Source organism: Paenibacillus sp. sgz302164, assembly GCF_056120505.1.
The window spans coordinates 1-25,196 of record NZ_JBVYOL010000016.1 but is presented as its reverse complement, the minus strand read 5'-3'; the positions used below and the strand labels follow the sequence as shown (position 1 = coordinate 25,196).

At 50.3% G+C, this 25,196-nt stretch carries 18 protein-coding genes and 1 pseudogene; 4 read left to right on the top strand and 15 right to left on the bottom strand.

Features of this window, described 5'->3' with window-relative positions:
- Positions 1–341: 341 nt before the first annotated feature.
- Positions 342–878 (bottom strand): glycosyltransferase, encoded by a 537-nt coding sequence (locus tag AC0LWT_RS24665; protein ID WP_474683933.1) that lies wholly within the window; start codon positions 876–878, stop codon positions 342–344.
- Positions 879–1,758: 880 nt separating this feature from the next.
- Between AC0LWT_RS24665 and AC0LWT_RS24660 the strand changes: the two genes are divergently transcribed.
- Positions 1,759–4,275, top strand: a complete 2,517-nt coding sequence (locus AC0LWT_RS24660; RefSeq protein WP_474683932.1) for an O-antigen ligase family protein — start codon at positions 1,759–1,761, stop codon at positions 4,273–4,275.
- Positions 4,276–4,477: 202 nt separating this feature from the next.
- Positions 4,478–4,873, top strand: a complete 396-nt coding sequence (locus tag AC0LWT_RS24655) for a hypothetical protein (RefSeq protein WP_474683931.1) — start codon at positions 4,478–4,480, stop codon at positions 4,871–4,873.
- 111 nt (positions 4,874–4,984) lie between these two features.
- On the opposite strand, the gene AC0LWT_RS24650 is transcribed toward AC0LWT_RS24655, so the two are convergent.
- From AC0LWT_RS24650 to AC0LWT_RS24635, 4 genes are all read right to left on the bottom strand, one after another.
- A complete protein-coding gene (locus tag AC0LWT_RS24650) occupies positions 4,985–5,182 on the bottom strand; it encodes a hypothetical protein (protein WP_474683930.1) in 198 nt (65 codons plus the stop codon).
- 11 nt (positions 5,183–5,193) lie between these two features.
- Positions 5,194–8,118 (bottom strand): DEAD/DEAH box helicase, encoded by a 2,925-nt coding sequence (locus tag AC0LWT_RS24645; RefSeq protein WP_474683929.1) that lies wholly within the window; start codon positions 8,116–8,118, stop codon positions 5,194–5,196.
- Complete coding sequence (locus tag AC0LWT_RS24640) at positions 8,115–9,722, bottom strand: SWIM zinc finger family protein (protein WP_474683928.1); 1,608 nt, start codon at positions 9,720–9,722, stop codon at positions 8,115–8,117. The genes AC0LWT_RS24645 and AC0LWT_RS24640 overlap by 4 nt, the downstream gene beginning before the upstream one ends.
- A gap of 742 nt (positions 9,723–10,464) precedes the next feature.
- Complete coding sequence (locus AC0LWT_RS24635) at positions 10,465–11,103, bottom strand: lysoplasmalogenase (protein ID WP_474683927.1); 639 nt, start codon at positions 11,101–11,103, stop codon at positions 10,465–10,467.
- Between the two features lie 214 nt (positions 11,104–11,317).
- Between AC0LWT_RS24635 and AC0LWT_RS24630 the strand changes: the two genes are divergently transcribed.
- Positions 11,318–15,154: a helix-turn-helix transcriptional regulator gene (locus AC0LWT_RS24630; protein WP_474683926.1), complete on the top strand. Its 3,837-nt coding sequence runs from the start codon at positions 11,318–11,320 to the stop codon at positions 15,152–15,154.
- A gap of 123 nt (positions 15,155–15,277) precedes the next feature.
- On the opposite strand, the gene groL is transcribed toward AC0LWT_RS24630, so the two are convergent.
- From groL to AC0LWT_RS24590, 8 genes are all read right to left on the bottom strand, one after another.
- Complete coding sequence (gene groL / locus AC0LWT_RS24625; RefSeq protein ID WP_474683925.1) at positions 15,278–16,906, bottom strand: chaperonin GroEL; 1,629 nt, start codon at positions 16,904–16,906, stop codon at positions 15,278–15,280.
- A 172-nt stretch (positions 16,907–17,078) separates the two neighbouring features.
- Positions 17,079–17,360 carry a co-chaperone GroES gene (groES, locus tag AC0LWT_RS24620; RefSeq protein WP_474683924.1) on the bottom strand — a complete coding sequence of 94 codons (282 nt, stop codon included), beginning with the start codon at positions 17,358–17,360 and terminating at the stop codon, positions 17,079–17,081.
- 321 nt (positions 17,361–17,681) lie between these two features.
- A complete protein-coding gene (tatC, locus tag AC0LWT_RS24615) occupies positions 17,682–18,440 on the bottom strand; it encodes a twin-arginine translocase subunit TatC (RefSeq protein ID WP_474683923.1) in 759 nt (252 codons plus the stop codon).
- A 68-nt stretch (positions 18,441–18,508) separates the two neighbouring features.
- A complete protein-coding gene (locus AC0LWT_RS24610; protein WP_474683922.1) occupies positions 18,509–18,802 on the bottom strand; it encodes a twin-arginine translocase TatA/TatE family subunit in 294 nt (97 codons plus the stop codon).
- A gap of 192 nt (positions 18,803–18,994) precedes the next feature.
- The gene (locus AC0LWT_RS24605; RefSeq protein ID WP_474684109.1) at positions 18,995–19,990 is read right to left on the bottom strand and encodes a molybdopterin-binding protein; all 996 of its coding nucleotides are present in this window, start codon (positions 19,988–19,990) and stop codon (positions 18,995–18,997) included.
- 14 nt (positions 19,991–20,004) lie between these two features.
- Positions 20,005–20,496, bottom strand: coding sequence for a molybdopterin adenylyltransferase (gene mog / locus AC0LWT_RS24600; RefSeq protein WP_474683921.1), 492 nt, complete (start codon positions 20,494–20,496; stop codon positions 20,005–20,007).
- An 18-nt stretch (positions 20,497–20,514) separates the two neighbouring features.
- Entirely contained in the window at positions 20,515–21,012 is a 498-nt protein-coding gene (gene moaC / locus AC0LWT_RS24595) for a cyclic pyranopterin monophosphate synthase MoaC (RefSeq protein ID WP_474683920.1), read from the bottom strand.
- A 9-nt stretch (positions 21,013–21,021) separates the two neighbouring features.
- A complete protein-coding gene (locus AC0LWT_RS24590; RefSeq protein WP_474683919.1) occupies positions 21,022–21,648 on the bottom strand; it encodes a 5-formyltetrahydrofolate cyclo-ligase in 627 nt (208 codons plus the stop codon).
- A 224-nt stretch (positions 21,649–21,872) separates the two neighbouring features.
- Here AC0LWT_RS24590 and AC0LWT_RS24585 point away from each other — a divergent pair, with 224 nt between their 5' ends.
- Positions 21,873–23,822, top strand: a complete 1,950-nt coding sequence (locus AC0LWT_RS24585) for an ABC-F family ATP-binding cassette domain-containing protein (RefSeq protein WP_474683918.1) — start codon at positions 21,873–21,875, stop codon at positions 23,820–23,822.
- Between the two features lie 120 nt (positions 23,823–23,942).
- Here AC0LWT_RS24585 and AC0LWT_RS24580 read toward each other — a convergent pair whose 3' ends face one another.
- Complete coding sequence (locus tag AC0LWT_RS24580; protein WP_474683917.1) at positions 23,943–24,431, bottom strand: hypothetical protein; 489 nt, start codon at positions 24,429–24,431, stop codon at positions 23,943–23,945.
- Positions 24,432–24,755: 324 nt separating this feature from the next.
- Positions 24,756–25,196, bottom strand: a pseudogene (locus AC0LWT_RS24575) (hypothetical protein); the annotation flags it as partial.

Sequence of the window (25,196 nt, the reverse complement as noted above, 5' to 3'; positions counted from 1 at the left end):
TAATATATACGAAAGATGATGATTTTACTGTTTTATTACAGAATAACACAATATGTTTACATCACTTCGATTTTTAGTGATTATTGTATGAAATAATTATTACAATGTTGCCATTTAAAATAAAAGATGCTTTTCTGAATTGAAATGAATAACATATTGGTTAAACGAACCTTAACTACGTCCTTAAGAAAAACCGTCTTGGAAAATCACCCTAACGGTCTTTTTTCATGCTAATACCTTCTCACCCAGCTTTTGTAATACAGCATCCACTCTGCTCTCCCAAGTATTTTCAAGCGCGCATTTTTCAAGAGAAGTAAGAAATTTCTCATCATGACCTAAAATCATGGCTTCCTCAAGTTTCTGTAGAAAATTTCTTTTGAATCCGCAATTAAAATAGGTTCATATTTTTCTACTTCCGGCAACCTTGTACTGACTATTGGTTTTCTGCCTGCCATGTATTCAAAAATTTTAACAGGAGAGGTTTTAATAGTTATTCTATTCACTTTAAATGGAAGTATTGCCACATTAAATTTAGATAAAATTAAAGGTAACTTCTCATAAGGTTGTCGATCATAATAATAAATATTTTGAATTTCAGGAAGTGAAATATTAGGATATTGTTGCCCTATAAATACGAAGCGCCATTCCGGCCTAGATTTAGCACAGTATTCTATCAATTCGAAATCCACCCATTCAGCCAATGCTCCGTAATATCCAACTATCTTGGTATTCCCCTCTGAAAAAATGAAATTTAAAGAGGTAGCATTAAAGTTACAGTTAGCAAAATCCCCATATTTTACCTCATTTGGAATCATAGCATAATCTTTCCTATATTCGGCCAGCTCCTCCGCAATACTATCAGCTTTAGTTAAAACCAAATTAGCTTTTTCTATGCTATCTTGATGATGCCTTTCAATATTTTCATACTGGTTAAATGTGATTAAATCATCAATACAGTCTTATATTAGTTTATATGTTGTTAATTCCTTCAAAAGCTATTTTGATGAGGCCAGTACTGCCAAATGACCAGCCTCATTTTTTCCTCCAAGTTTTTTAGTACCTTTCCGCCGCGACCATCATTATACAGAAACAGATTAGGACCTATTTGCTTTAATCCTCTAACAAAGTAATCAGGTGCGTGTGGAAAAGAAGTATCTACACAATACAGCACAAGATATCCTTTTGAAGCGAGTGCTTTTGCTATTTGTTGAGGGCGTTGAAACATGTTCCCCACGGGCATGTCGGAAGTGGAAAAACAAAAACAATTTCTTTATCCGTTTGTTTATAATAATTCAGTAGTAATTCCGATATTGTCTTTTCTTTTGGAAATCGAATTAGGAAAAGACAATATCGATGAATAATTTTACGAAATATAATTATACATTTTTCAATATACTTATTAATCATGTCTAAAGATAATTCCTTTTTTCATATTGATCAATATATTCTTCTAAAGAAATACCTTCTTGAACTTCATGATGTACTTGTTCATGAATAAGTACTATATTTGCCTTAGCATAGAGTTCCCCAAGTAAGACCCAAGATATTTTTGTTCGAAATCTTTATGAGCTAGTGCAAATACTACTTTTCTTTGATTCAATAACTCTTTTAGAATATGATGAAACGCCTTTAAACGAACCATTAAATAGACTCCCTCTAAAAAAAATAGTCTGAAACAAGCTAAACACCATTTGGAAACCCTCACCCAGTATGCTAAAATAAAACTCGAACTTTAGCGAAGAAGGAGACTATTTTCTCATGAGTGCAAGCAAGAATACGTACGCGGCTGCGAGAGCGAAGGCCAACGGGACGGCGACAGAGAAGAGCTCGATCATTTTTTGGCTTTTGACCGTCTTTGTAGGCCTGTTTTTGTTCTGGGCGCCATTTCAGCGAGGGCTTTTTAACGGCGGGACCTACGATTTTGAACGATCGATTTATTCGGCTTCGGTCTGGTCGTCTATCATTTTGCTCTTGGTTGCGATCTATGCTTTTTTTATGTACAAGCTCAATGATCAAAAAGATGTATTAACCATTCTCGTCTTGCTAATGCCGCTTACGTATGTGATCTCTTTGTCGAATGCTGCGTCGCATTACTTGGCAACGAACATGGTCTACATCCAGATGCTGTATGCCACCTTCTTCATCTTAGGCGTTTTTTTGACAAAAAACAAGCTTGGCACAACCATTACTTCGACGATCTTCATGGTTTCCAGTTATGTCATCGTTATTTTCGGACTTTTGTACTGGCTGGGCAACGGAAATTTTGCCGGTCATTTGGTCGGATGGTTTGCACTGATGCAGTCAAACGCTCCTTTGGTCTATAAAGATGCGGTGATGACCGATTCGAACGGTCTGCGTCTTACCTCTGTTTTCCAGTATGCAAATACGTATGCGGCTTTTCTGATTGCTTTTATACTTGGCGGGATTTTTTATATTTTAAAGTCTCGTAAATGGTATGGGATTTTGCCTCACGCTTTATTGATGGTTCCCATGATTGTATCTTTTTGGCTGACTTTGTCCCGCGGCGCTTTGGTGGTGCTGCCGGTTATTTTCTTGGTCATGATGTTCTTCTTGTCGTTCAGCAGGCAAATTTTGTCTTTGATCCACCTTGTACTGGGCTTCGCGGCTTCTCTGGTGATTTTGCAAAAGATCACGACGATCGGAACGGAGTTGCAAACGAAGCCGACTGCGTCTTTATCGTGGAGCGGCTGGTCGACTCTGCTGCTGGCCTCGGCCATTTATGCGGCTCTCGCTATCGCTATCCAGCTCTTTTTGGCGCCATGGTTGAATCGCGTTTCCGAGCGTTTGGCTCAAAAGAAGTTCGTTAATTTTATTTTGCCGGTTGCAGCGATTATTGTCGGCATTCTCGGGGCTGTGCTTTTGTTCGGGGATACCGGTTTGAAAAACGTGCTGCCGGATAACGTGAAGACGCGTCTGGAAAATATCAACTTTCAACAGCACTCGGTTTTGGAGCGCGGCACTTTCTACAAAGATGCCGTAAAGCTGTGGAAGGATTACCCGATTATCGGGGCCGGCGGCGGAGCGTGGGCTTCCCTTTATGAAAAGTATCAGAACAACCCTTATACGAGCCGACAGGCGCATAACTTTGCCTTGCAATATTTGGTAGAAGCCGGTGCTCTTGGGTTTTTGGCGTTTATCGCGTTTGTTGCTGCTGTGCTATTTTTCTATATTCGAAGTTATATAAAAAGCTCTGAAGAGAACAAGGATCTGCACTTCATCTTTTTCATTATTGCAATCTCGTTGTTGATTCACAGTATGATTGACTTTGATTTGAGTTATGTCTATTTGGGGGGAATTTTGTTTCTGGCTCTCGGGGCTATGCTTGCCGGCAGCGCTGGGGCGCCTATGCGGATCAAGTCGGAGTCTCTGGCATTGAAAAAAGCATTTCCCGCGCTTTTGACGGTGTTGTCCATCGTCATGTTCTACATCTCTGCGCAGCTGCTTTCGGCAAACAGTTCTTATTTAAAAGCAATGGATGTTATCAAGAACAACAACAATTTTAACGATATCGTAGCGCCGTTGGATAAAGCGATCAGCCTGCACCCCGGGCATCCTGACTATATTTTGAGCGGCTATATTAGCCGGATCGGGATTACGCTGCAGGTGTATAACCAAATGAAAGCCCAGGATCAAGCCAAAGCCGACGAATTTTTTAATCAGGCGCAGAGCTTGCTTGATGATTTGAAAAAGAAAGAGCCGCACAACCGCATGGTTCCTTTTCAGCAAATTTATATGTACCAAACTAAGGGCAAGCTGCAGGAAGCTCTGGACGTAGCCAGAACCGAGATTGCCAACTACCCTTGGTATATTGATCTCTATGAGAAAATTACTGCTTTAGATGTTGAGATAGCGAATCAGAAGCGGGAAAGCAAAGATTTCCAGGGAACAAACAAATTGTGGGACGAAGTGCTTGCAACTTATAAAACCGTGGTCGATCGCGTCGAATCGTTGAAGAATTTGCCTACAGGGCAGCTGCAGGGCCGCGAATTCGCCGTCACTCCGAGCATGGCTCTGAATGTCGGGCAAGTGTATTATATGCGCGGAGATTATGCAGCAGCGGCTAATACAATAAAGCCATACTTGAGTGACCAGCTCGATGATCAAATAAATAGACTTGCCGCCCGCTGGTATCTCGCCGCGCTGCAAAAACAAGGCTCGAACGATCAAGCTCTTTACGATAAGCTGATCGCCAAAGATGCGAATGAGAAGCAAGTAATCGAGTCCATTAAGGCGGCGAATTTTGAATTGAAATAAGTACAGCCTTTGAAAAGCAGCCGTCCCCACTCTGGGTGACGGCTGTTTGCCGTTTCAGGTTGATTCGATAGGTAGTGTTTGAACTGCTCCTGACCAAGATCTGTGGTATAATCGTAGGAGTATATTTTAGCGGAGGACTTTCGAATCGCCGATTCGTGGGCAGCCCGGGACGGTTATTTTCTCGTGGAAAGGGAGGTAGGGTATGAGTGAGAATATTTTGAATCAAATATTGGAGAAGCTGCAATCTGTAGAGGATGAGCTGCGTACCGTTCGGGACGAGCAGCGCTCGATGAGAAATGAAATGGGTTCAATGAGGAATGAATTGAGCCTCATGCAGAGTGAAATGAGCTCCATACAAAAAGAGCAGCGCTCGATGAGCGAAGAACTGCGTTCCATTAAAGCGGATACTTCGGACATTCCGCTTATTCGCCGGGCTGTGCTTGAAAGCGCCGAGATTTTAAGAAATATCGAGAAGGACAAGGAAGCTTTTGAGCGCAGAGTGGCGTCGGATTTGAACACGCATGAATACAACATCGACATACTGAATCGTGAGCAATTGAAACTTAAAACAGAGATTGAAAAGCTAAAAAATCGTTAATCCCGAAGCGAGCGCGGGAATCCAAAAAAACAAGCCATTCGATGGTTAAACACCGTCAAAGGGCTTGTTTTTGCATTTATATTTCTGCTCTTCGGCAAGACTACTGTGTTCTTACTTTACAGACCTATTCACAGCCTCGTAAAACCGCCTCCAGGCAGCCGACATGCCCTGCAGCTCTTCCGTCTGTACTGCCGCCTCTTTAGCGGCTTTTTTGCTTCTCCGCGGCTTTGCCGGCAAGCTATCCGCTTCGCCGGTCCCGCCGGTATCGGCAGTTTCGGCGGGCGGGCGGCCTCTTCTTTTCTCGCTCATCTTCATCGGCCTCACTTCTCGATCCATTCTTTTCGCAGGGCGAACAATTCTCGCAGTTCGCCTGTCGACATTTCGGTGATCCAGTTTTCGCCGCTTCCTACGATCTGCTGGCTCAAGCCCTGCTTACGCTCGATCATTTCGTCGATGCGCTCTTCCAACGTGCCTAAGGTGACAAATTTGTGCACCTGAACGTCGCGGGTCTGGCCGATGCGGAAGGCGCGATCGGTGGCCTGATTTTCGACGGCAGGGTTCCACCAGCGGTCGAAGTGAAACACATGGTTCGCCGCGGTCAGATTCAGACCGGTGCCCCCCGCTTTCAGCGAGAGGACAAAGATGCCGCATTGCTCGCTTGGCGGCAAGGAACGATCCTGAAAGCGAGCGATCATCTGATCGCGCTTGAGCTTGCTGAGTCCGCCGTGTAAAAATTGGACGGGCTCTTGGCGTTCCCTTTCGATGACGGCTTGCAAAATGTTGCCCATCTCTACGAATTGGGTGAATATCAGGCAGTTTTCGCCCTCCGCCCGAAGCTCGTCAATCATTTCGAGCAAGCGCTCCACCTTGTGCGAGCGGTCTAATGAGGGCACAGCGCCCGTTTCTTTGAGGAATAAGGACGGGTGATTGCAAACTTGCTTCAGTTTGACAAGCGAAGCCAGAATTAGCCCTTTTTTCTCCATCCCGGTTAACGTATCGATGGTGTCCAGCATGTTTCGGACGATGTTTTCGTACAGAGCCCCCTGTTCCGGAGTCAGGGATACGTAGGTTTTGAACTCGTATTTGTCCGGCAAATCAAGCTGAATAGCAGGATCCTTTTTTAACCTGCGCAGCAAAAAGGGGCGAATAAGCCGCTGTACTTGGGCGGTCAGCGCGGCGTCTCCGTTTTTTTCAATCGGATTTACGTATTTATGATTGAACTGCCCCAAACTGCCCAAGTATCCAGGGTTTATAAAATCAAATATGGACCACAGCTCGGTCAACCGGTTCTCAATCGGCGTTCCCGTCAGGGCGATGCGCTGTCTTGCATTCAAGCGGCGGATCGCCGAGGCTTGCTTGGTATAGGCGTTCTTGATGTTTTGCGCCTCGTCCAGACAGAGAGCGTTCCACTCAAGAGACGACAGTTCTTCCTCGTCCAGGTGTGAGAGATTGTACGATGTCAACACAAGATCGGCGTCCCGGACAGCCTCTGCAAATTGCTCGCCTCTGGCGCGTTGCGAGCCGTAATGCAGATGAATTCTCAGGGAAGGAGCAAACCTTTCCAATTCCTTTTGCCAGTTGCCCAGTACGGAGGTCGGACAGATGAGCAGTGACGGCGCAAGCGTGAGTCCTTTAGCTTTAGCCTCTTCTCCTCGCACATGCAGCAGGTAGGCGATGAATTGAATCGTTTTGCCCAGTCCCATATCGTCGGCCAGACAGCCTCCCAGACCGATCTTGCGCAGGAACGCGAGCCATGATACCCCTTCCTGCTGATAATGCCGCAGATGCGCTTCTAATCCTTCCACTTGCTCTATAAGAGGAATGCTTTGGGTTTGATTCAGCTGTTTCATCAGATTGCGCAGGTTATTGTTCAGCTCTACCTTAATGGGCATCGCCTCCGCGGCGTCAAGCGCGGCATCTCCTGACGGTGGCTCGTCCCCTTCGGCCAGATGCATTTGCAGCACATCGCGGAACGTAAGTCCCTTCTTTTTTTCCACTTGTTTCATGGCAGCCATGATCTTTGCCAAAAATGACGGGTCGAGCTGCACCCAATTGCCGCGAATGTACATGAGCCGCTTTTTCTGCTCAGCCATCAGCAGGAACTCTTCTTCCGTTAAATCTACTTTCCCGACCGCGACTCGCCAATTGAATTGCACGAGCTGATCCATGCCGAACATTGAGTTTCGCGACGAACCTACAGAAGATTGCAGCTTCGCTTTCAACTGCGGTCTTAACAGCTTCAGTTCTTCCCACCACGAAGGCAAAAGCACGGAAACCCCGGCCTGCAGCAAGCTCAGGCTCGTCTCGTTCATAAACGTCCATGCTTCGTCATCCGTAACATATTCCATCAATTGCCCGCTATTTGCCAAACCGGGAGCAATCCTCACAAATTTATCTGCAGCTTCGCTGACGCGCTGCTCAATCGCGCCCCCCCACGCTTCAGGTATATGTCCCGACAAATGCTTCCCGCTTACGTCAAATTCGGCAAATTGCCCCGGATCGCGGCGATCCTGAACAATAAGCTGCAATCGCCAGCCGTCATCCAATTCCAATTCACCGGGCTCCAACAGATGCAAGCAGATGCGAAAAGGCGCTTCATCCTGCTTCCAGCCTATGGCCGCCAGCCAGTCCTCTTCCTGCATCCAAGTCAAAGCTTCCACGCTTTCGCTATCTACTGCCGGGCCCAGACGCAGCAGTTCGTTCTCGCTTACAACTTCGTTCCACGCGGCAGCGATTTCAGGCTCCTCGCGCAGCAGTTCCTGGACGATTTCATCGAACCAACGATCCGGCATAGCGATATTCGAGCGTTCGCCTTGCTGCAGCAGCTCCCGATAGGAGGCTTCCTGTTCTTCCGGCAGCGCAAGCTCCCAGCCGAATTCTCCGGCCCGCCAACGGCTGAACGAAGGCCGGAACCAGCCATGGCCAAGCGCCTCCTTATAGATTGCCGCCGCCCGCTTCAAGAACTGCAGTTCCCCGCTCCATTCAAGCTCACTATGCAGCAGCGCAGGCGAAGGGGCAGCCAGATAATCCATAGCTGTTAAAGGGGATAAGTCAAGCCCGGGGGTACCATCCTCCGCTTCAGTGGATTCAACCCGCGTCCCATAGAAGGATCGCTCATGCCAGGCGAAAAGCAGCCTTCTAAGCCAATCAGACTCAACAAGATAGTTCAAGTTAGTGCCTTTAAGCACGAGATTGCCTGAACTCAACCATTCCGACGATACAAATATCGGTTCCAAACCAATCATGAGATCAGCTTTCCTTTCCTCAGTTCTTCCTGGAAAGCGCGGTAGCGCACATACTCCTTGCTGAGCTGACCGATGTACCGCTCCCATGTTAGCGGTTCCTTCAGCTTTTTATAAAACTGCGCCAGTTTTTTGAGCAGCTTGACAGCAAGCTTGTAGGAATCCCTACTTTTTTCCTGTACAAACTGCTCCACGGCACGATGATAAAGCGGCAGCAGCAGACGCACATTTTCTTTTTCAATTTCCTTCAAGTAAGCGGTGCTCAACTGGAAAGGGGTCAATTCCATCAATAAGCACAGATCCACCCATTGCCGATACTCCCTGTCCCCCAGCAGCTGCGCCGAATACCATGGGTAGCTCCCCGGAAGCAGCGCAATCATAGCCTGTCTGATCTGTGTTTTCAGCTCCCGATGCTTGGCGGCCTCTTTCCAAAGATTAAAATAGTAGACGAGCTGCTCTCGACTGGGTGATTTCAGCAGCGGCAGCAGTTCCTGGAGCCAGTTCGCAAGTCTGTCCCACTGCTCCACTTGCACAAATGTATGGAAATAACCGAAAACTTCTGCCGGCTCAAAACGTTCCACTTCCCCGGAAAATAGCCGCCAGGCTTCCTCATCCCGTCCCGCAATCATCTCAAAATGGGCAAGCGCCATGATGGCCGCATCCTTCGTATCGACCGACTGCAACGAATCAGCCGCCACAAGCCGCAATCTTTGCTGCTCCTTGCTCATTAGGCTCTCTTCGTTCAGAAGATTCCACCACAGCAGCCGATAAGCTTCTGTCATGTCCATCTTCTCCTGTCGATAACCTTTCAAGGCATGCTCCGCCAAAAAGTCGCACGTTTCCGCCAAGTGAAGCGGATATTTGGCTCTCGCATCCTCAGAATTCAAGTCGGCCAAAGCCTGGTACAGTTTTTCCATACAGTCTTTGGAGATCGCACTTGAATAATTGCTCATTTCCTGATAAGAGTAATATCCTCTCGCCAATTGCTGATACTTGCTTTCGCACAGCTTCATCAGAAAAAGCTGCACATGAATCCGGTATATGCCCCGAATGGTCGTATTCCAATGCTCGGCAATCGGATACAGCTTGTTGAACGCCTTTTTGTATAATTCATCCACATAATAAACGTTATAAGCGGTAGTGCCTTCGAATTGTTTCTCGAAATATTGGTGCCACTTAACCGTTGATTCGGACTCCCGGGGCGTTGTGGGGACTTGGCTCATCTCCTGAGCTTTTGGACGAGCTGTCCGCGTTTCGAAAGAACTAACGATCGGATCGCCAAACAAGTCCCTTTGCACAGGTTTCCGCAAATCCTTGGGATTATAGCCGAGTTCATCGAAGATTTCAAAAAGCACAGCTGCCATATGCTTGCAATACCCGCCGTAAGGACAGCTGCAACTGCTGTTGTGAAAAGATTCCAAATTGATGGTTACGGTGTATGAAAATGAGCCTCTTACTTTGGCTTTTGCCAATTTGAGGCCTTCCATTTGCATCTGCCTGACCGCCCGGTTCTCGTAGTAGTGCCAGCCCCTGTTCAATATGGTACTGCTGAAATAAGACCGGTACGTGTTGATTATTTTAACGATAACTGTATCTGCTTCTTCCATCCGTACTGCCCCTCTAATGATTGGTCTATCCCTTAAGTATACAGAAATTGATCTATGATTGAAATAAAGGGGCATCATTTTCAAAATAGCAGCAAGCAGCAAGCGTTGTCTCCTTGAGGAGCGCATCGCCCTGCTGCTTGCCGGCATACGGTATTTTTTTCCGAAATTAAAATCCTTCTCTGAATGCGTGGTGGTGCGGATGAACTCCACAAAACTCGTCTCTTTCCGAACAAGTATATACGTGCTCGTAAACCGGAATACAATAATGTCTGTTTACGACCTCGATCGGATGAACGACTTGAACGCGCTGCGGATGATAAAAATCTCTAACGACTCTTTGCGGATCTGTCATTATAGGATCGGCAGGCGGACATTGAACATGTCTTTGAGGTTGGTAAGCCATGAATCAGGTCATCTCCTTTTATTGGGTATACGTTACTATACGATTATCCCCTAGACAAGGCGTGTGCACTTGCCTACATTGGGGAAAAAACCGCAAGGGATGTTTGCACGTTTGGCAATCCGCTGCTCAGGGTACTAAAGCAGTATTACATGGATGCAACGTCTCCTGCAACGTACACACGATACCACAAATTGCCGACTGTCCCCGCACTAGCCGTCCCGGGCAGGACCGCTAGCGACGGTATCTCCATCGCAATCACCGCGGCAATCGTCCGCCTGCTTAAAATGCATTTATGATCCGTTCCATCATGTCTTATTCCCGCTCCCATCCCAAATAATTCTATGACTTTTCAATACTCGCAGCTATTAAAAATTGGGCTATATAGTAGGTGATCATCACCCCGTATGCGGCCCATTGAACCGGCGTGACAAACATATTCCAGGCAAGCAGCGAATCCGACAGGAAAAATAACACTCCGCCTGTTGCGGCAAGCCGGCTTTTGCTCATGACAGCGCTCCATATCATGACGGAAATCACGATGACATATAGCAGAATGGGACCCCATAATCCGCTTTTCCCGCCTGTAAGCATGCCTGCATGAAGTCCCCGCAAAAGAAAAAAGGAATAAATCGCAATCGGAATCAGAGAAAGCGCACGCAGGAGAGAAAATCGCCAACGTGTCAAGAAAGCGCCGGTATAGACAAGATGAGCGATGAGAAAAGCAAGTACTCCCAACGTGAACCATTGATTGCCTGATAATAATAAAAAACTGTCGCCAATAGCGGAGAGGAATAATCCGGCAATGATGAAACGCTTATAGGACTTGGCAGCGTCGCGACAGGTTGCAGCAAGTAAAATTATGAGAATGATCGTTCCCGGCTTTAAAATCCAGCGTGCGGTCATATTGCCGTCTGCAATTGCAAAAAGGTAACCGATGCCCGAACAAATAACAGCCGCCAATAAAAGCTTTCGAAACATATCTTCACCTCCAAAATGGTTATTTTTGAATGCTTTTTCCGCCTACAGGCAGCTCTTCCCGAGCAGTATAGTTCAAAACGACCGATTTCACATATACCAAATGGTATAGATCCGGAAATTTACTCGTAATCAAGAGGAAATTCACACATATTGTCGAATTTTATTTTGTAATTTTTTATTAGGATCCATCATGTGCATCAAAGGAAGTGTAGCCTTGTCAAAGCATTCCAGAACTCTCCGGGTATCGGATGAATTATATGGCAGAGAGGACGATCTGGCCGTTTTGCAGGAAGCTTTTCGGTGGGCTTCTGTCGGATCTACGGAATTGGTCCTGATATCCGGTCAACCCGGTGTCGGTAAATCGGCTCTCGTCCAGAATGCCTTCAAACCCGAGGTAATTGGCAGATGCTATTTTGCCTCCGGAAAATTCGACCAATACAATGCAGGCGGCCCTTACGAGCCTTTTATAAAATGCTTTCAAATTATAATCAGACAGCTGCTGACCGAGCCTGAACCCCATTTGCAAAAATGGACTGAACGGGTAAAGGAGGCGGTTGGGCCGAACGGCTCCATAATAACGGACGTCATTCCGGAAGCCGAATTGCTTCTCGGACGGTTTCCTCCCAGCGAGGATGTTCCGAGTTTGGAATCCCGGAATCGGTTTGAATGGGTGTTCCGCCGGTTCGTGCAAGTTTTCACTGGCAGGGATCATCCGCTTGTTTTATTTTTTGACGATGTGCAGTGGGCGGATGAAGCTTCGCTTCGATTGCTGCATTCATTGATTGTCGACCCTGAAAGCCAGCATCTGCTCGTCATTGCCGCATACCGGAGTCAAGTACGGAACGCGAACATGAATTTACTCGAAGAATGGCTGCAGGGAGAACATCCTGGATATTCAGTTCGCCAGCTTTCGTTGAAGCCGCTTGAGCTCTCGCATATTCAAACCATGGTGTCGGATTCGCTGCAGTGCGACCCTGACGAATGCTTTCAAGCCGCTCATACGCTATATGTAAAATCCGTCGGCAATCCGCTTTATTTGAAACAGTTGCTGCAATCGGCTTACGACGAACAATGCATTCGTCCCAGCCCATTAAGCGGTAGTTGGGAATGGAACATGCAAGTTCTGAACCAATTCCCGGAAATCGACGGCCAACTCGACTATCTTGTCGAGCGCATCAACAAAATTCCTTTTCAAACCAGAGAATTACTGATGATTGGTGCTTGTCTGGGCGGCAAGTTCAACATCCGGGTATTGCATGCCGTTAGTGGGAACAACGAGGATGGGTTGGTCCATATTTTATCGTCCGCCGTGAATGAAGGACTTTTGAGCATTTTTGAAGAGCCTGAGGCTATCAGGCAGTATCAATTTACTCACGACCGGATTCAGCAGGCGGTTTATTCGCTGTTGAACAGTCGGCGGCGGATGGAAATTCATTTGTCGGCAGGCCGGGTTTTGCTTGAATTCGACAATTCCAACGAAAAAGAACAAGCTTTGTTCGATATCGTGAACCATTTTAATCAAGCGTTGGATTTGCTGTCCGCAGAGGAGCTGGAATTGACAGCCCGGCTGAATGAGCAAGCGGGAAGGAAAGCGATGCAATCCTCCGCCTACTCGACAGCGCTGCAATACTTCGAAACTGGGATCGAATGTCTTCCGAACGATTTTTGGGCGGGCCATTTTGAATTCACGTTTCAGCTTTATTTAAAGTGTTCCGAGTGCGATTATTTGTGTGCGCATTATGGGCGGGCTGAGGCCAGGTTGAACGATGTGCTGAAGCGGGCAAGAACGTGGGCTGAGCGAGCCCAGGTGTATATTTTAAAAATCGGACAGTACAGCAATACGGGAAAATATTCGCAGGCTATCGAATTGGGGCTGCAAGCCCTTCGGGAAGTCGGGATCCGCATATCAGAGCGGCCGCATAAGCTCGTGATTATTAAAGAAATGCTTGTAACGAAGCGGCTGTTGGACAAAAGGATGAACGAACTCCTCTCGCTACCGGAGATTGACAACCTTCAAATCAAAGTCATGATGGAACTGCTAGTTTCGCTTGTAGCGCCGACCTTCTTTTCTAATCGGGAAGTGTTCGCCGTCATTGCTTCGAAATTCATCCGGCTGGCTTACAAGTACGGTTCTTGCCCCGTGGCGCCAAGCTTGTATGCTTCTTTCGGCATGTTGCTAGGCACCGTGCTCGACCAGTACCCTATGGCGTATCAATTGGGGAAAATCGCACTTGATCTGGCCGATCAATCCGCCATTGCTTCTGTGAGATGCAAGGTGCATGTGATGTTTTACGGTGTAATTTCCCCGTGGGTGCGATATGATCGGGATGATGAAGCCAAGCTGGAGCAAGCTGCAAAGCTTGGTTTGGAAGCGGGCGATTACGTGTACGCCAGTTATGCGGTCGGAAGTCTTATTAATTTGTCTTATGTCAGAGATTCTATGGATCATATGCTGAGAGTCAACCGCAAAAATTTGCAGGTGATCGAGCACACCAAGGAGGATCTCGTTTTTAAAAATGCATTAGTGTACATGGATATGGCGAAAAAACTGCAATCCCCCCATGGAGATGCGTTCCACCTCACTGACGGCCGTGCAAGCGAAGCAAATTTCCTGGATGACGTGATGAAAGACGAGAGCCGAGCCGTAACACTCTATCAGCTATACACCTACAAAGCACAAATTTATTATTTGTTCGGACGCTACCGGGAAGCGGTCGGCTTTGCGGAACAAGCCAATCCGTATGAGCTCCTTTCTGTCCATGCCCCTCATTTGCCGGAGCATCATTTGTATGAAGCGCTATCTATTTTAGCTGCCTGGGACGAACTTCCCGTCGACGAAAGAGCCGAGTGTTCAAAAAGATTGAAACGGCGGTATCGCCAGTTCAAAGCTTGGGACCGGATGTCGCCGGAAAACTTCAGGCATAAGTTTTTGCTGCTCCAAGCGGAACTCGCCCGGTTCAAAGGTTTGGAAAAGGAGATTATCGAGCTTTACGATCGCTCCATCCTTTTTGCACGCGAGCACAATTACCTCCAGTATCAGGCAGTGGCTTGTGAACAAGCGGCGAAATATCATCTGCAAAAGGGCAGAGAGAGAGTTGCGGTCGGATATTTGAAAGAGGCTTATGAGGCGTATGGATTGTGGGGCGCGGAGTCCAAGCGGAGCAAAATGCGGACTGAGTATCCGGGGTGGCTGGATGAACCGCCAAGCGGTAATGCGTTGGCCGCTGCCGCAAAAGCCGCGGATGAAAGCTTTGTCTCGCTGCAAACGGACAAATTGGAAGGAATTGCGTCTGGCGCAGGAGAGATTGACCTGGCCGCTATTGTAAAAGCTTCCGCATCCTTGTCGCAAGGCATGGACTTGAAAGATATTCTGAAACAGCTCATGTCGATCATTATGGAAGCTTCCGAAACGGAAAAGGGATGCCTGATCGTTCGCAGAAACGGGGATTTGCGGGTGGAAACGGTATTCGACGCAAACGGGGAATCGGCATGGGAAGCGGAGCTATTGGTTGACAGCAAAGATGTGCCGGTATCCTTAATTCAGTACACCTCCCGGCTTGAGAAACCGGTTCAGCTGATGGATGCCGCACAGGACGATCTTTTTCGGTCCGATCCATATATAGCCCGGAATCGCTGCAAAACGGTTTGTTGTTTGCCGCTTTTTTCTCAGGAACAATTTTCCGGTGTGTTGTACTTGGAGGATAATCGTGTTCACCGTCTGTTTACGGATGAGCGCATCGAAACGCTCCGCATTTTGGCATCGCAGGCTCTTTTCGTTTGGAAGCTTTCCGACTCCTTCGGCGATGCGTCTGTCTCGGCTATCCAGCAGGCCGAAAAGTCTGAAGAGCAGTCCATAGACTCCTTGACCGACCGCGAGCTCGAAGTGCTGAACCTGATGGCGTCGGGAATGACAAATAAAGAAATCGCCTTTCAACTCGGCGTAACGGCAGGTACGGTTAAAGTCCATATCCACAACATCTTCAGCAAATTAAATGTGAACCGCCGCACGAAAGCCATCGCCGAAGCGAAGAAGAAAAAGATATTGGGGTAGGCGAAAAGAGGCTTCTCACAAAGTTCGATTTGAACTCGTGAGAAGCCTCTTTTTTATTAAATCTGATCAAACGGCGTTTCCGCTCGGCGGAAACTATTGATGTATCAGGGCTCGAAGCCCTTCTTACATCATGCCGCCCATTCCACCCATGCCGCCCATGTCTGGCATAGCCGGTTTGTCTTTTTCAGGCTTGTCGGCGATGACAGCCTCGGTTGTCAGGAACATAGCCGCTACGGAAGCTGCGTTTTGCAGCGCGGAGCGCGTTACTTTGGCAGGGTCGACGATGCCTGCTTCGAACATGTTTACCCACTCGCCGGTAGCTGCGTTGTAGCCGATGCCGACTTTTTCGTTTTTCAGGCGCTCAACGATAACGGAGCCTTCTTGACCGGCGTTAGCCGCGATCGTGCGAACAGGCTCTTCCAGAGCGCGCAGGATGATGTTAACGCCTGTTTGCTCGTCGCCGGAAGCTGCTACCTTGGATACAGCATTGAACACGTTCACGAGGGCTGTACCGCCACCGGAAACGATGCCCTCTTCAACGGCTGCGCGAGTTGCGTTCAGAGCGTCTTCGATGCGCAGTTTGCGCTCTTTCAGCTCGGTTTCAGTCGCTGCGCCAACTTTGATAACGGCTACGCCGCCGGCAAGTTTAGCCAGACGCTCTTGAAGTTTTTCTTTATCGAAATCGGAAGTCGTTTCTTCCAGTTGAGCACGGATTTGCGTGATGCGAGCGCCGATGTCTTTTTTGTCGCCAGCGCCGTCCACGATAATCGTGTTTTCTTTAGTTACGCGAACTTGACGCGCGCTGCCCAGTTGATCAGGAGTTGCGGATTTCAGATCCAATCCCAGCTCTTCCGTGATCACTTGGCCGCCAGTCAATGCAGCGATGTCGCCCAGCATAGCTTTGCGGCGGTCGCCGAAACCAGGAGCCTTAACAGCTACGCAAGTGAACGTGCCGCGAAGTTTATTCACAACCAGAGTCGCTTGCGCTTCGCCTTCAACGTCTTCAGCGATGATCAGCAATTGTTTGCCGGATTGCACCACTTTTTCAAGCACAGGCAGGATCTCTTGGATGTTGGAGATTTTTTTGTCAGTGATCAGGATGTATGGGTTGTCAAGGACAGCTTCCATTTTATCCGTATCGGTAATCATGTAAGGGGAAGTGTAGCCGCGGTCGAATTGCATACCTTCTACAACTTCAAGCTCGGTAGCGAAGCCTTTGGACTCTTCAACGGTGATGACGCCGTCGTTGCCCACTTTTTCCATAGCTTCCGCGATCAATTGGCCTACTTCATCGTCAGCTGCGGAAATGGAAGCAACTTGCGCGATGGATTGTTTGCCTTCGATTGATTTGGAGATAGCTTTCAGCTCTTCTACAGCCGCTTTAACCGCTTTGTCGATACCTTTGCGGATAACCATCGGGTTAGCGCCTGCAGTTACGTTTTTCAGACCTTCGCGAATGATCGCTTGAGCCAGAACCGTCGCTGTAGTCGTACCGTCACCGGCAACATCGTTTGTTTTGGTAGCTACTTCTTTAACAAGTTGAGCGCCCATGTTCTCGAAAGCATCTTCAAGCTCGATTTCTTTCGCGATCGTTACGCCGTCATTCGTGATCAGCGGGCTGCCGAATTTTTTCTCAAGAACAACATTGCGGCCTTTTGGACCCAGGGTTACTTTTACGGCATTCGCTAATGCATCAACCCCGCGAAGCATCGCGCGGCGTGCGTCTTCACTGAACTTAATTTCCTTTGCCATGATATAGGAAGCCTCCTTGTATTTATAAATATTTCGAAACCGTCCTCACCAAGCCGGTGACGGAACGGATCCATATACGAAGTAAGTAGCGATTTCGGTAAAAACTTAAGTATACTCTCGAACCGGCGCTGCCGTCAGCGCAGGGCGCTGCTGCAGCTCTATGACTGCTAAATTAGGCTAAAACAGCGAGAATATCGCTTTCGCGCAAGATCAACAGTTCGCGGCCTTCGTATTTCACTTCAGTTCCAGCGTATTTGGAGAAAATAATGCGGTCGCCTTCTTTAACTTCAAGCGGAACACGCACGCCGTCTTTCAATGCACCCGCGCCAACAGCTAATACTTTGCCTTCTTGCGGTTTTTCTTTAGCTGAATCCGGCAGCACGATGCCGCTGGCAGTTGTCTCCTCTTTCGCAATGGCTTCAATGACTACGCGATCACCTAACGGTCTGATCATGGAAAAATAGCCTCCTTTAGAAATAGGTATTGGATATGTTTCAAGCTTATTAGCACTCGAATGTGTTTAGTGCTAACAACAATTCTTATGATAATCATTCCAGAAGCATTTTGCAAGTCTTTTTACACATTTTTCACTTCTTGGGGCACCCCCCTCATTCTATCCAAAGCGGATGCAAATATTCTTCGCCGCGAGAAAATTCATAGGATTCCGGCGGGCGGAGTTACTGCAGAACCCGGTTCCCAGCAAAAAGTCCGCGGGTTCCTGCCGCCCAGCCCCCTTAAGCGCCAAAAACAGCCTGCGGCAAACCGCAGACTGTCGTTATTTAGGGCCGTATTCCTTTTCCCACTCAGCATCTTTCGCGAGCTGCTTCCGATGAATAATTCCCGATAAAAACACGCTGAACTCATACAAAATGATAAGCGGCACCGCAACCAGAATCGCTGAAATCGCATCTGGAGGCGTAATGACGGTGGCCAAAATAACGAGCACCATGTAAGCGTAGCGCCGGAATTTGTGCAGCCGTTTCGGGTTCAGCAGGCGGATTTTGGTCAAAAACATCACCACAATCGGCAGCTCGAACAGCAGCGCCAGCGGCAGGATGATGTTGAACATGAAAGAGAAATACTGTGCGGCCCCGTACAGCTCGGTAATTTCCAGGCTTTTGCTGATGGAAGACGTAAAGTAAAAAGCCATCGGAAACACGACGAAATAGCCGAAGGCAATCCCCACCAAAAACAGCAGAAACGCCGCAGGAATGTAAATAATCGAAGCTTTCTGCTCGATTTCGCTCAAACCGGGCTTCACGAAAGCCCAGATATGATAAAGCGCGACAGGCAAAGTGACCAGAATGCCTACGGCCAGACCAAAATTCATATATAACCGCAGCGCATCCCACGGCGAAAAGATGTTCCAGCCGATGCCGCTGGCCGGGGGAATATTTTTGAGAAAGCGAATGATCGGTCTGGCGCAAATAAGTCCGACCACCATGCCGAGCACCAGTACGACCAAAACCCAGATGATTCGCTTGCGAAGCTCGCTCAAATGCTCGACGAGCGACATTTCTTCATTCGTTGTCATGTGTCCACCAACCTAACCTTTGTGAAGCGAACGGTCTGCCCGCTCACTTAATCCCCGACAGCCCCGGCTTAGTCCGGCAGCCGCCGCGACGGGCCCGGCACGTCCGCTTCTTTGCGCGCGGGCTCGGCTTGCGGCCCTTGCGGCGCCTGCCCGCCGACGGCTTCAATAACGTCGGATTTAACCGCCGTTTCCTGCCCCGGCGCCGTTTTTACGTCATTCATCAGGTCGCGCGTCCCTTTTTTGAACTCGCTGATCGTCCGCCCTATCGCCCTGCCAAGTTCCGGCAGCTTTTGCGGACCGAACAGCAGCAGCCCGACGATCGCAATCAGCAGCAGCTCGGTAAATCCGATATTTTGAAACATATCGCTTCATCTCCATCTATTATGCTTAACTTGCTTTCAGAACCGAGAAGGTTGGACGATAATCGGAGAAGGAGGAACGGAGTGCAGTGATTTGCTGCATGAGTACCGGACTTCCCGATTTCGTTCAAGATTCGATGCCGAGTAATCCCTCGGATTTAGCTTCGTTATCAAAGCCGGCTCTTTAAACATCCGCTAACATTGGTAAAAGCCGCCGTAGCCCATCTCGGCGATGTCTTGGCGCACAATCTCTTCGCCGGCGCAGATGCGCGGCAGAAGCACGTCAAAGGACGTGTACGGGTCGTGCATCACGCAACCCGGCAGTCCCATAACCGGCAGATCGCCCAGATAGGCGATCATCAGCATCGAGCCCGGCAGCATCGGCGTGCCGTAGCTGACCACACGGGCCCCGGCCTGCTTGATCGCGCCCGGGGTACGATCGTCAGGGTCCACGGACATGCCGCCCGTGACCAGGATCAAATCCGCGCCCTCCGCCTGGAAAGCGCGGATTTCGCGAACAATCGCCTCGCTATCGTCCGGGACGAAGCGTTGGTCCACGACCTCGGAGCCGAGCGCGGCGACCTTGGCTTTGACAACCGGGCCGAATTTATCTTCGATTCGGCCCTTGAACACCTCGCTGCCGGTCGTAATGACGCCGACACGCAGCCGGCGAAACGGCTTGACCTCGACCAAAGCCGCGCCTTCCGCCCGCCGCTCCGCAGCGAGCCGCTCGATTGCCTCGATCTTCGCTTCCTCGACGATCAGCGGAATGACGCGCGTCCCGAGCAGCGAAGCGCCGGCCTGCACGACCGTGTTCGTCCGAATCGTCGACATGACGATCTGATCTATCGCGTTCACGCGATCGATAAAAGCACGATCGATTCGCGCCAATCCGTGAATCGCCGACTTCACGTTCACTTTGCCTTCGTGCGGCTCCGTCAGCGTCACGTTCGCTCCCTGAACCGCCCGCGCCATGCGCAGGGCGGCTTCATCCTCATGGAGATAGCCGGGCTCAAGCTCCATCGCATAGATGTGCTCCTTGCCTATGCTCAGGAGCGCGGGAATGTCCCCTTCGCTGATTTGATGCCCTTTGCGAAAGAGGCGGCCTTTGAATTCGCCCGGCAAAATTTGCGTCAAATCGTGCGGCAGGATCATCCCGACCGCATCTTCCACTTTGACTTCACGAAGCATGCCATCCACTTTGCTCAACCGTGATCACCCTCTTTGCCGGTCAAAATGCCGAGTGCATGCGGCAGCTGATCGATAATCGCCATCAAATTTTCCTGCACGCCCTTCGGGCTTCCCGGCAGATTAATAATGAGCGTCCGCCCCCGAATGCCGGAGACGGCCCGCGAAAGCATCGCCCTGGGCGTCCGCTGCATCGAAACCATCCGCATCGCCTCGGCGAATCCCGGCGCGACGCGGTCAACTACGTTCAAGGTCGCCTCCGGAGTGACATCCCGGGGAGCGAGCCCCGTCCCTCCGGTGGTCAGAATGAGGTCAGCCTGATAATAATCGGTCATTTCAATCAAAGAAGCCATAATTTCATCCATTTCATCCGGCACTACCCGATACTCGATGATTTCCCCCTGAATCTCTTCTTCGACCAGTTCGCGAATTACCTGTGCGCTTGTGTCTTCTCTCTCTCCCCGGTAACCGCGATCACTGGCTGTCAAAATCGCAACCTTCCAGCTCATCCTCTGTCACCTCTCCCTTTATCGATCGCTGCGGTGAAAGTCCCCGTTCTTGCCTCCCGTTTTGCTGATCAACATCGTGGGGCCGATCACCATGTCCTTTTCCACCGCTTTGCACATGTCATAGACCGTCAGCGCCGCCGCCGATACGGCAGTGAGCGCCTCCATCTCGACTCCGGTCTGGCCGGTCGTACGCACGGTTGCTTCTATGTATAATTCATTCAAACCGTTGTCGCCAAAAACGATGTCAATGCCGGTGAGCGGAATCGGATGGCACATCGGAATCCAGTCCGCCGTTTTTTTCGCCGCCATAATGCCCGCTACCTGGGCTACGGCGAGCACATCGCCTTTTTTCAGCTTGCCCTGTTTGATCAAATCCAGCGTCTCAGGCTTCATGATGATGGCGGAACGCGCCGTTGCAGTTCGCTTTGTCTCCGCTTTATCGGAAACGTCGACCATCCGCGCCCGTCCCTGCTCGTTAAAATGGGTCAAATCCGGAGATTCGCTCAGCGCACTCACCTCAATCTTTTATGATTTAAACATTTGTCTGCTTTCGGTTACAAGACAGTCCACCCGAAAATCGTGCCAGGAAGAAGGCACCTGGGGAATCAGCTGAATATCGAAAGCGGCGGCAACCGCCAAAGGCCGTTTCAACCCGCGTGCGGCAAACAACTGCATGAAGCGGTCGTAGTAGCCGCCGCCGTAACCAAGCCTGCCATAATCCGTATCGAAAGCGAGTCCCGGCACCAAAATCATCGAGATGACGGACAAATCGTGCTCTACCGCCAAATGCGGGCGGGGTTCCCTGAGGCCGTATGCGCCTTTTTCCAAATCATCCGGGCTTTGTACGACATGCAGATTCATCGTTTTCGTATCGGCAGCCACTCTCGGCAGCAAAACGCGGATTCCGTTGTCCCAGCACCAGGCCATAAGCGGAGCAATATCGGGTTCAGTACGAAACGGCATATAAGAAAGCAGCGTCGGAACGCGGGAAGCCGGTTGATTGCCGTCCGCCCCTTTCAGCTTGTCCTCACACAGCGCGACGAGGCGCTCATGGATGCGTTGCTGCTTCTCTTTGCGCTCCTCGGGCGTCAGGGAGGCGCGCTTCGCTTCAACGGCCTTGCGCAGTTCAATTTTCCGCTCTCGGATGTTCATAGATGCTCAGTCCTTCACTAAAGAGGAGTGGTTTCCCTCATTTTAACATAAACAAGAAAAAAAACTACACTCGTACCCCGAAGCCCGCCGAAACCGCCTCCAGCAGGCAAAATAGCGCATGGCCGAAACCGTGTCCGGGCAAATCCGGCTTACGACGCGCCGCAGAAATGGTGTATACTAATAAATTGACGGCATTATTACTCAAGCAGGAGGCAAGAGGCAGGATGTTATTGCAAGTATCGAACTTATCCAAAAGTTACGGCGTACGCTCCGTGCTTTCCAATATAACGCTGCAGATTGAAAATAAAGAGCGCATCGGCCTGGTCGGAGTCAACGGCGCGGGCAAATCGACGCTGCTGCAAATCATCGCTGGCGAGATATCCTACGACAGCGGCGAACTGTTCAAGGCGAAGGAAACCAAAATCGGCTACTTGCGCCAAAACAGCGGCTTGAACACGGACAAATCGATATGGAACGAGCTGCTCGGCGTTTTCGCGGGACTGCTGGATGCGGAAAAAGAGCTGCGCGAGCTGGAAGCGTCCATGGCCGACCCCGATCTCGCAGCCGACGAGAAAAAATACGAAGCTACCATGAACCGCTACGCGCAAAAATCCGAGTGGTTCCGCGAGCAGGGCGGATACGAGATCGAGGCGAAAATCCGCGGTATTTTGCACGGTATGGGCTTCGGGCAGTTTCCGCCGGAGACGAAAGTGGCGACGCTCAGCGGAGGGCAAAAAACCCGGCTCGCCTTGGCCAAAATGCTGCTCGAAGAGCCCGATCTGCTGATGCTCGACGAGCCGACGAACCATCTGGACATCGCCACGCTGACGTGGCTGGAAGGCTATTTGCGCGGATATCCGGGCGCGATTCTCGTCGTATCGCATGACCGTTTCTTTTTGGACGCGCTTGTCACTTCCATTTATGAAATCGAGCGGCACGCTTCCAGGCGGTATACAGGCAACTACTCGCGCTTCATTGAAATCAAGGCGGCCGACTACGAAATCCAAATGAAGCAGTACGAAAAGCAGCAGGAAGAAATCGCCAAGCTGGAGGATTTTGTCCAGCGCAATATCGTCAGGGCTTCCACGACCAAAAGAGCGCAAAGCCGCCGCAAAACGCTCGAAAAAATGGAGCGTCTCGACAAGCCGCTGGGCGATTTGAAGCGGGCTTCGTTTTCTTTTGAAATCGAGCAGACCTCGGGCAAAGAGGTGCTGCAGGTTGACGGCCTGGCGCTTTCCTACGGCGGGAAAAAGCGGCTGGCGGACAATATCTCCTTCCACCTGCGCCGCGGGGAAACCGCCGCTTTGATCGGGCCGAACGGCATCGGCAAATCGACGCTGCTCAAGACGCTGATCGGACAGCATGCGCAGGATCAGGGCGGCCTGAAATGGGGCGCGAATGTGACGATCGGCTATTACGACCAGGAGCAAACCGGCCTGAATCCGGCCAACTCGGTGCTGGGCGAAGTCTGGAACGCCTACCCGAATCTGGAGGAAGCGCGCATTCGCACGGTGCTCGGCAGCTTTCTTTTTAGCGGTGAGGACGTGTTCAAAAAAGTGTCCGCCCTGAGCGGCGGCGAGAAGGCAAGAGTCGCGCTGGCCAAGCTGATGCTGCAAAAAGCGAACGTGCTCATTCTCGACGAGCCGACGAACCATCTCGATCTGTACAGCAAGGAAGTGCTGGAATCGGCCCTCATCGATTACGAAGGAACGCTGCTGTTCATTTCCCATGACCGCTATTTCCTGAACAAAATGGCGGAAAGCATGCTGGAGATGACCCCTGCCGGCATCCACACATATTTGGGCAACTACGACGACTACGTGGAAAAAAAGGCGGAGCTGGCCGAAATGGAAGCGAAGCGCCTGGCCAAAGAGGCCGAGAAGAAAAGCGCCGCCGCCGGAGGAAGCTCCGCGGGCTCAGGTGCAGGCGCAGGCGGCAGCTACGAAGCCGACAAGCAGGCTAAGCGCGAAGAACGCAACCGCCAGCGCAGGCTTGAACAGCTGGAGCAGGACATCGCCCGGCTGGAAGAAGAAATCTCGGCGGTCGAAGCCGAGCTGGCCGATCCGGACGTGTACAACAATTACGTGCTCGTGCAGAAGAAAACGGCAGCGGCTGAGCTGAAAAAAAGCGAGCTCGCCGCCTGCTATGAAGAATGGGAGACGCTGCTGGTCTAGTAAGTCTGTACGATGTACAAAAGTAACTCCCTCGGTCGGACTCCCAGGCATCCGGCGGGCAAAAAATCGCCGCCCCTGCGGGCCCCTGAACAGAAAGCCTGCAAAAGTGCAGCTTTTTACTCACTGATGCGCTGGTTTCCGGGAATTCCTGCAAATGTGCAGTTTTTTCGCTAAAATTCGGGGCTTAGGCCCGGTATGATCGGGAATTTCCTGCACAATTGCAGGCTTTTCCTCCAGACGGGCTGCATTCACGGATAAAGCCTGCACTTTCGCAGGCTTTTGTAAAACCCCCGCGTCAGAGGCGATAACCACAATTTGCTTGACTGCACGAAGAAAACCTGCAAAAATACATGAATTTGCGTCCTTGATCGCTGTCCACGAACAATTCCTGCAAAAGTGCAGGCTTTTCAGCGGGGACATGGGCTCAGGTTCACTTTTAGCGAAAATTCCTGTACTTTCGCAGGATTTTCGCCAAATTACGCCAATTTCGGATAAAAAACCTGCACTTTCGCAGGTTTTTTCCCTATCACGATGTCTCCCGCCCATTTTGTTCAGTTCCGCGATCTCACAAGGAGAGGTGCGCGCCCGGAAAAAGTGGCTGTCCCTCAAATTAGGGCCTCACTTTTTCCCGTAGCCCTAACTGAGTATTGCGGCTTTCTCAACATGCCTGACTTTTGCAGGTTTTCTCCCTGTCCAGCCTCTTCATGCTCTCTCTCACTGAGCAGCGCCGCAACCTGCGTGAGAACGGTGCGCCCCCTCCGGTTCCTCTAACGCATCACTTTCTCAACAGCCTGAAATTTGCAGGCTTTTAGTCGAGGCAAGCGTATCCAGCAGCAAAAGGATGATAAACCGGCAACGGCGGCATGGGTGGCGCCCGGCGGCATGGCGGGCTGTTGCAGCAATTCTCCGCGCTGCCAAGGAGATGAGCCGGCTCTAGCCGGCGAGTCTTTCTGCAGGCCCGCTGGCGGAGTCGGGCGGGCGGAGCTCCAGCTCCTGCAGGCGCAGCAGGAGCATCGGCACCGCGACGTAGACGATCATCGTCGCCGCCGCCACGATGCCGGAGTCGTTGAGCAGCAAAGCTGCTACGGCTCCGAGCGTATTGGCCGAGAACCCGTACATCCAGTACGGGTATTGGCGCTGCCACAGCATAAGCCGCCCACGGGGGCGCAGCACCAGCACCGCCATCACGAACAGGCTCGTGATGAGCACTTTGCTCCATGCGGATGCGCCGATCAGGTGCACGTTCATCCGCAGCTTGCGCACGATCAGCTCGCCGAGCCGATCGAATTGCCCTGCGCGCAGCGCGTCGAACGCGCGCCCGACGTGGCTCTCCCGCGCGGCGGCCGCGGGAGAATCGGCGCTGTTGAGCAGCCA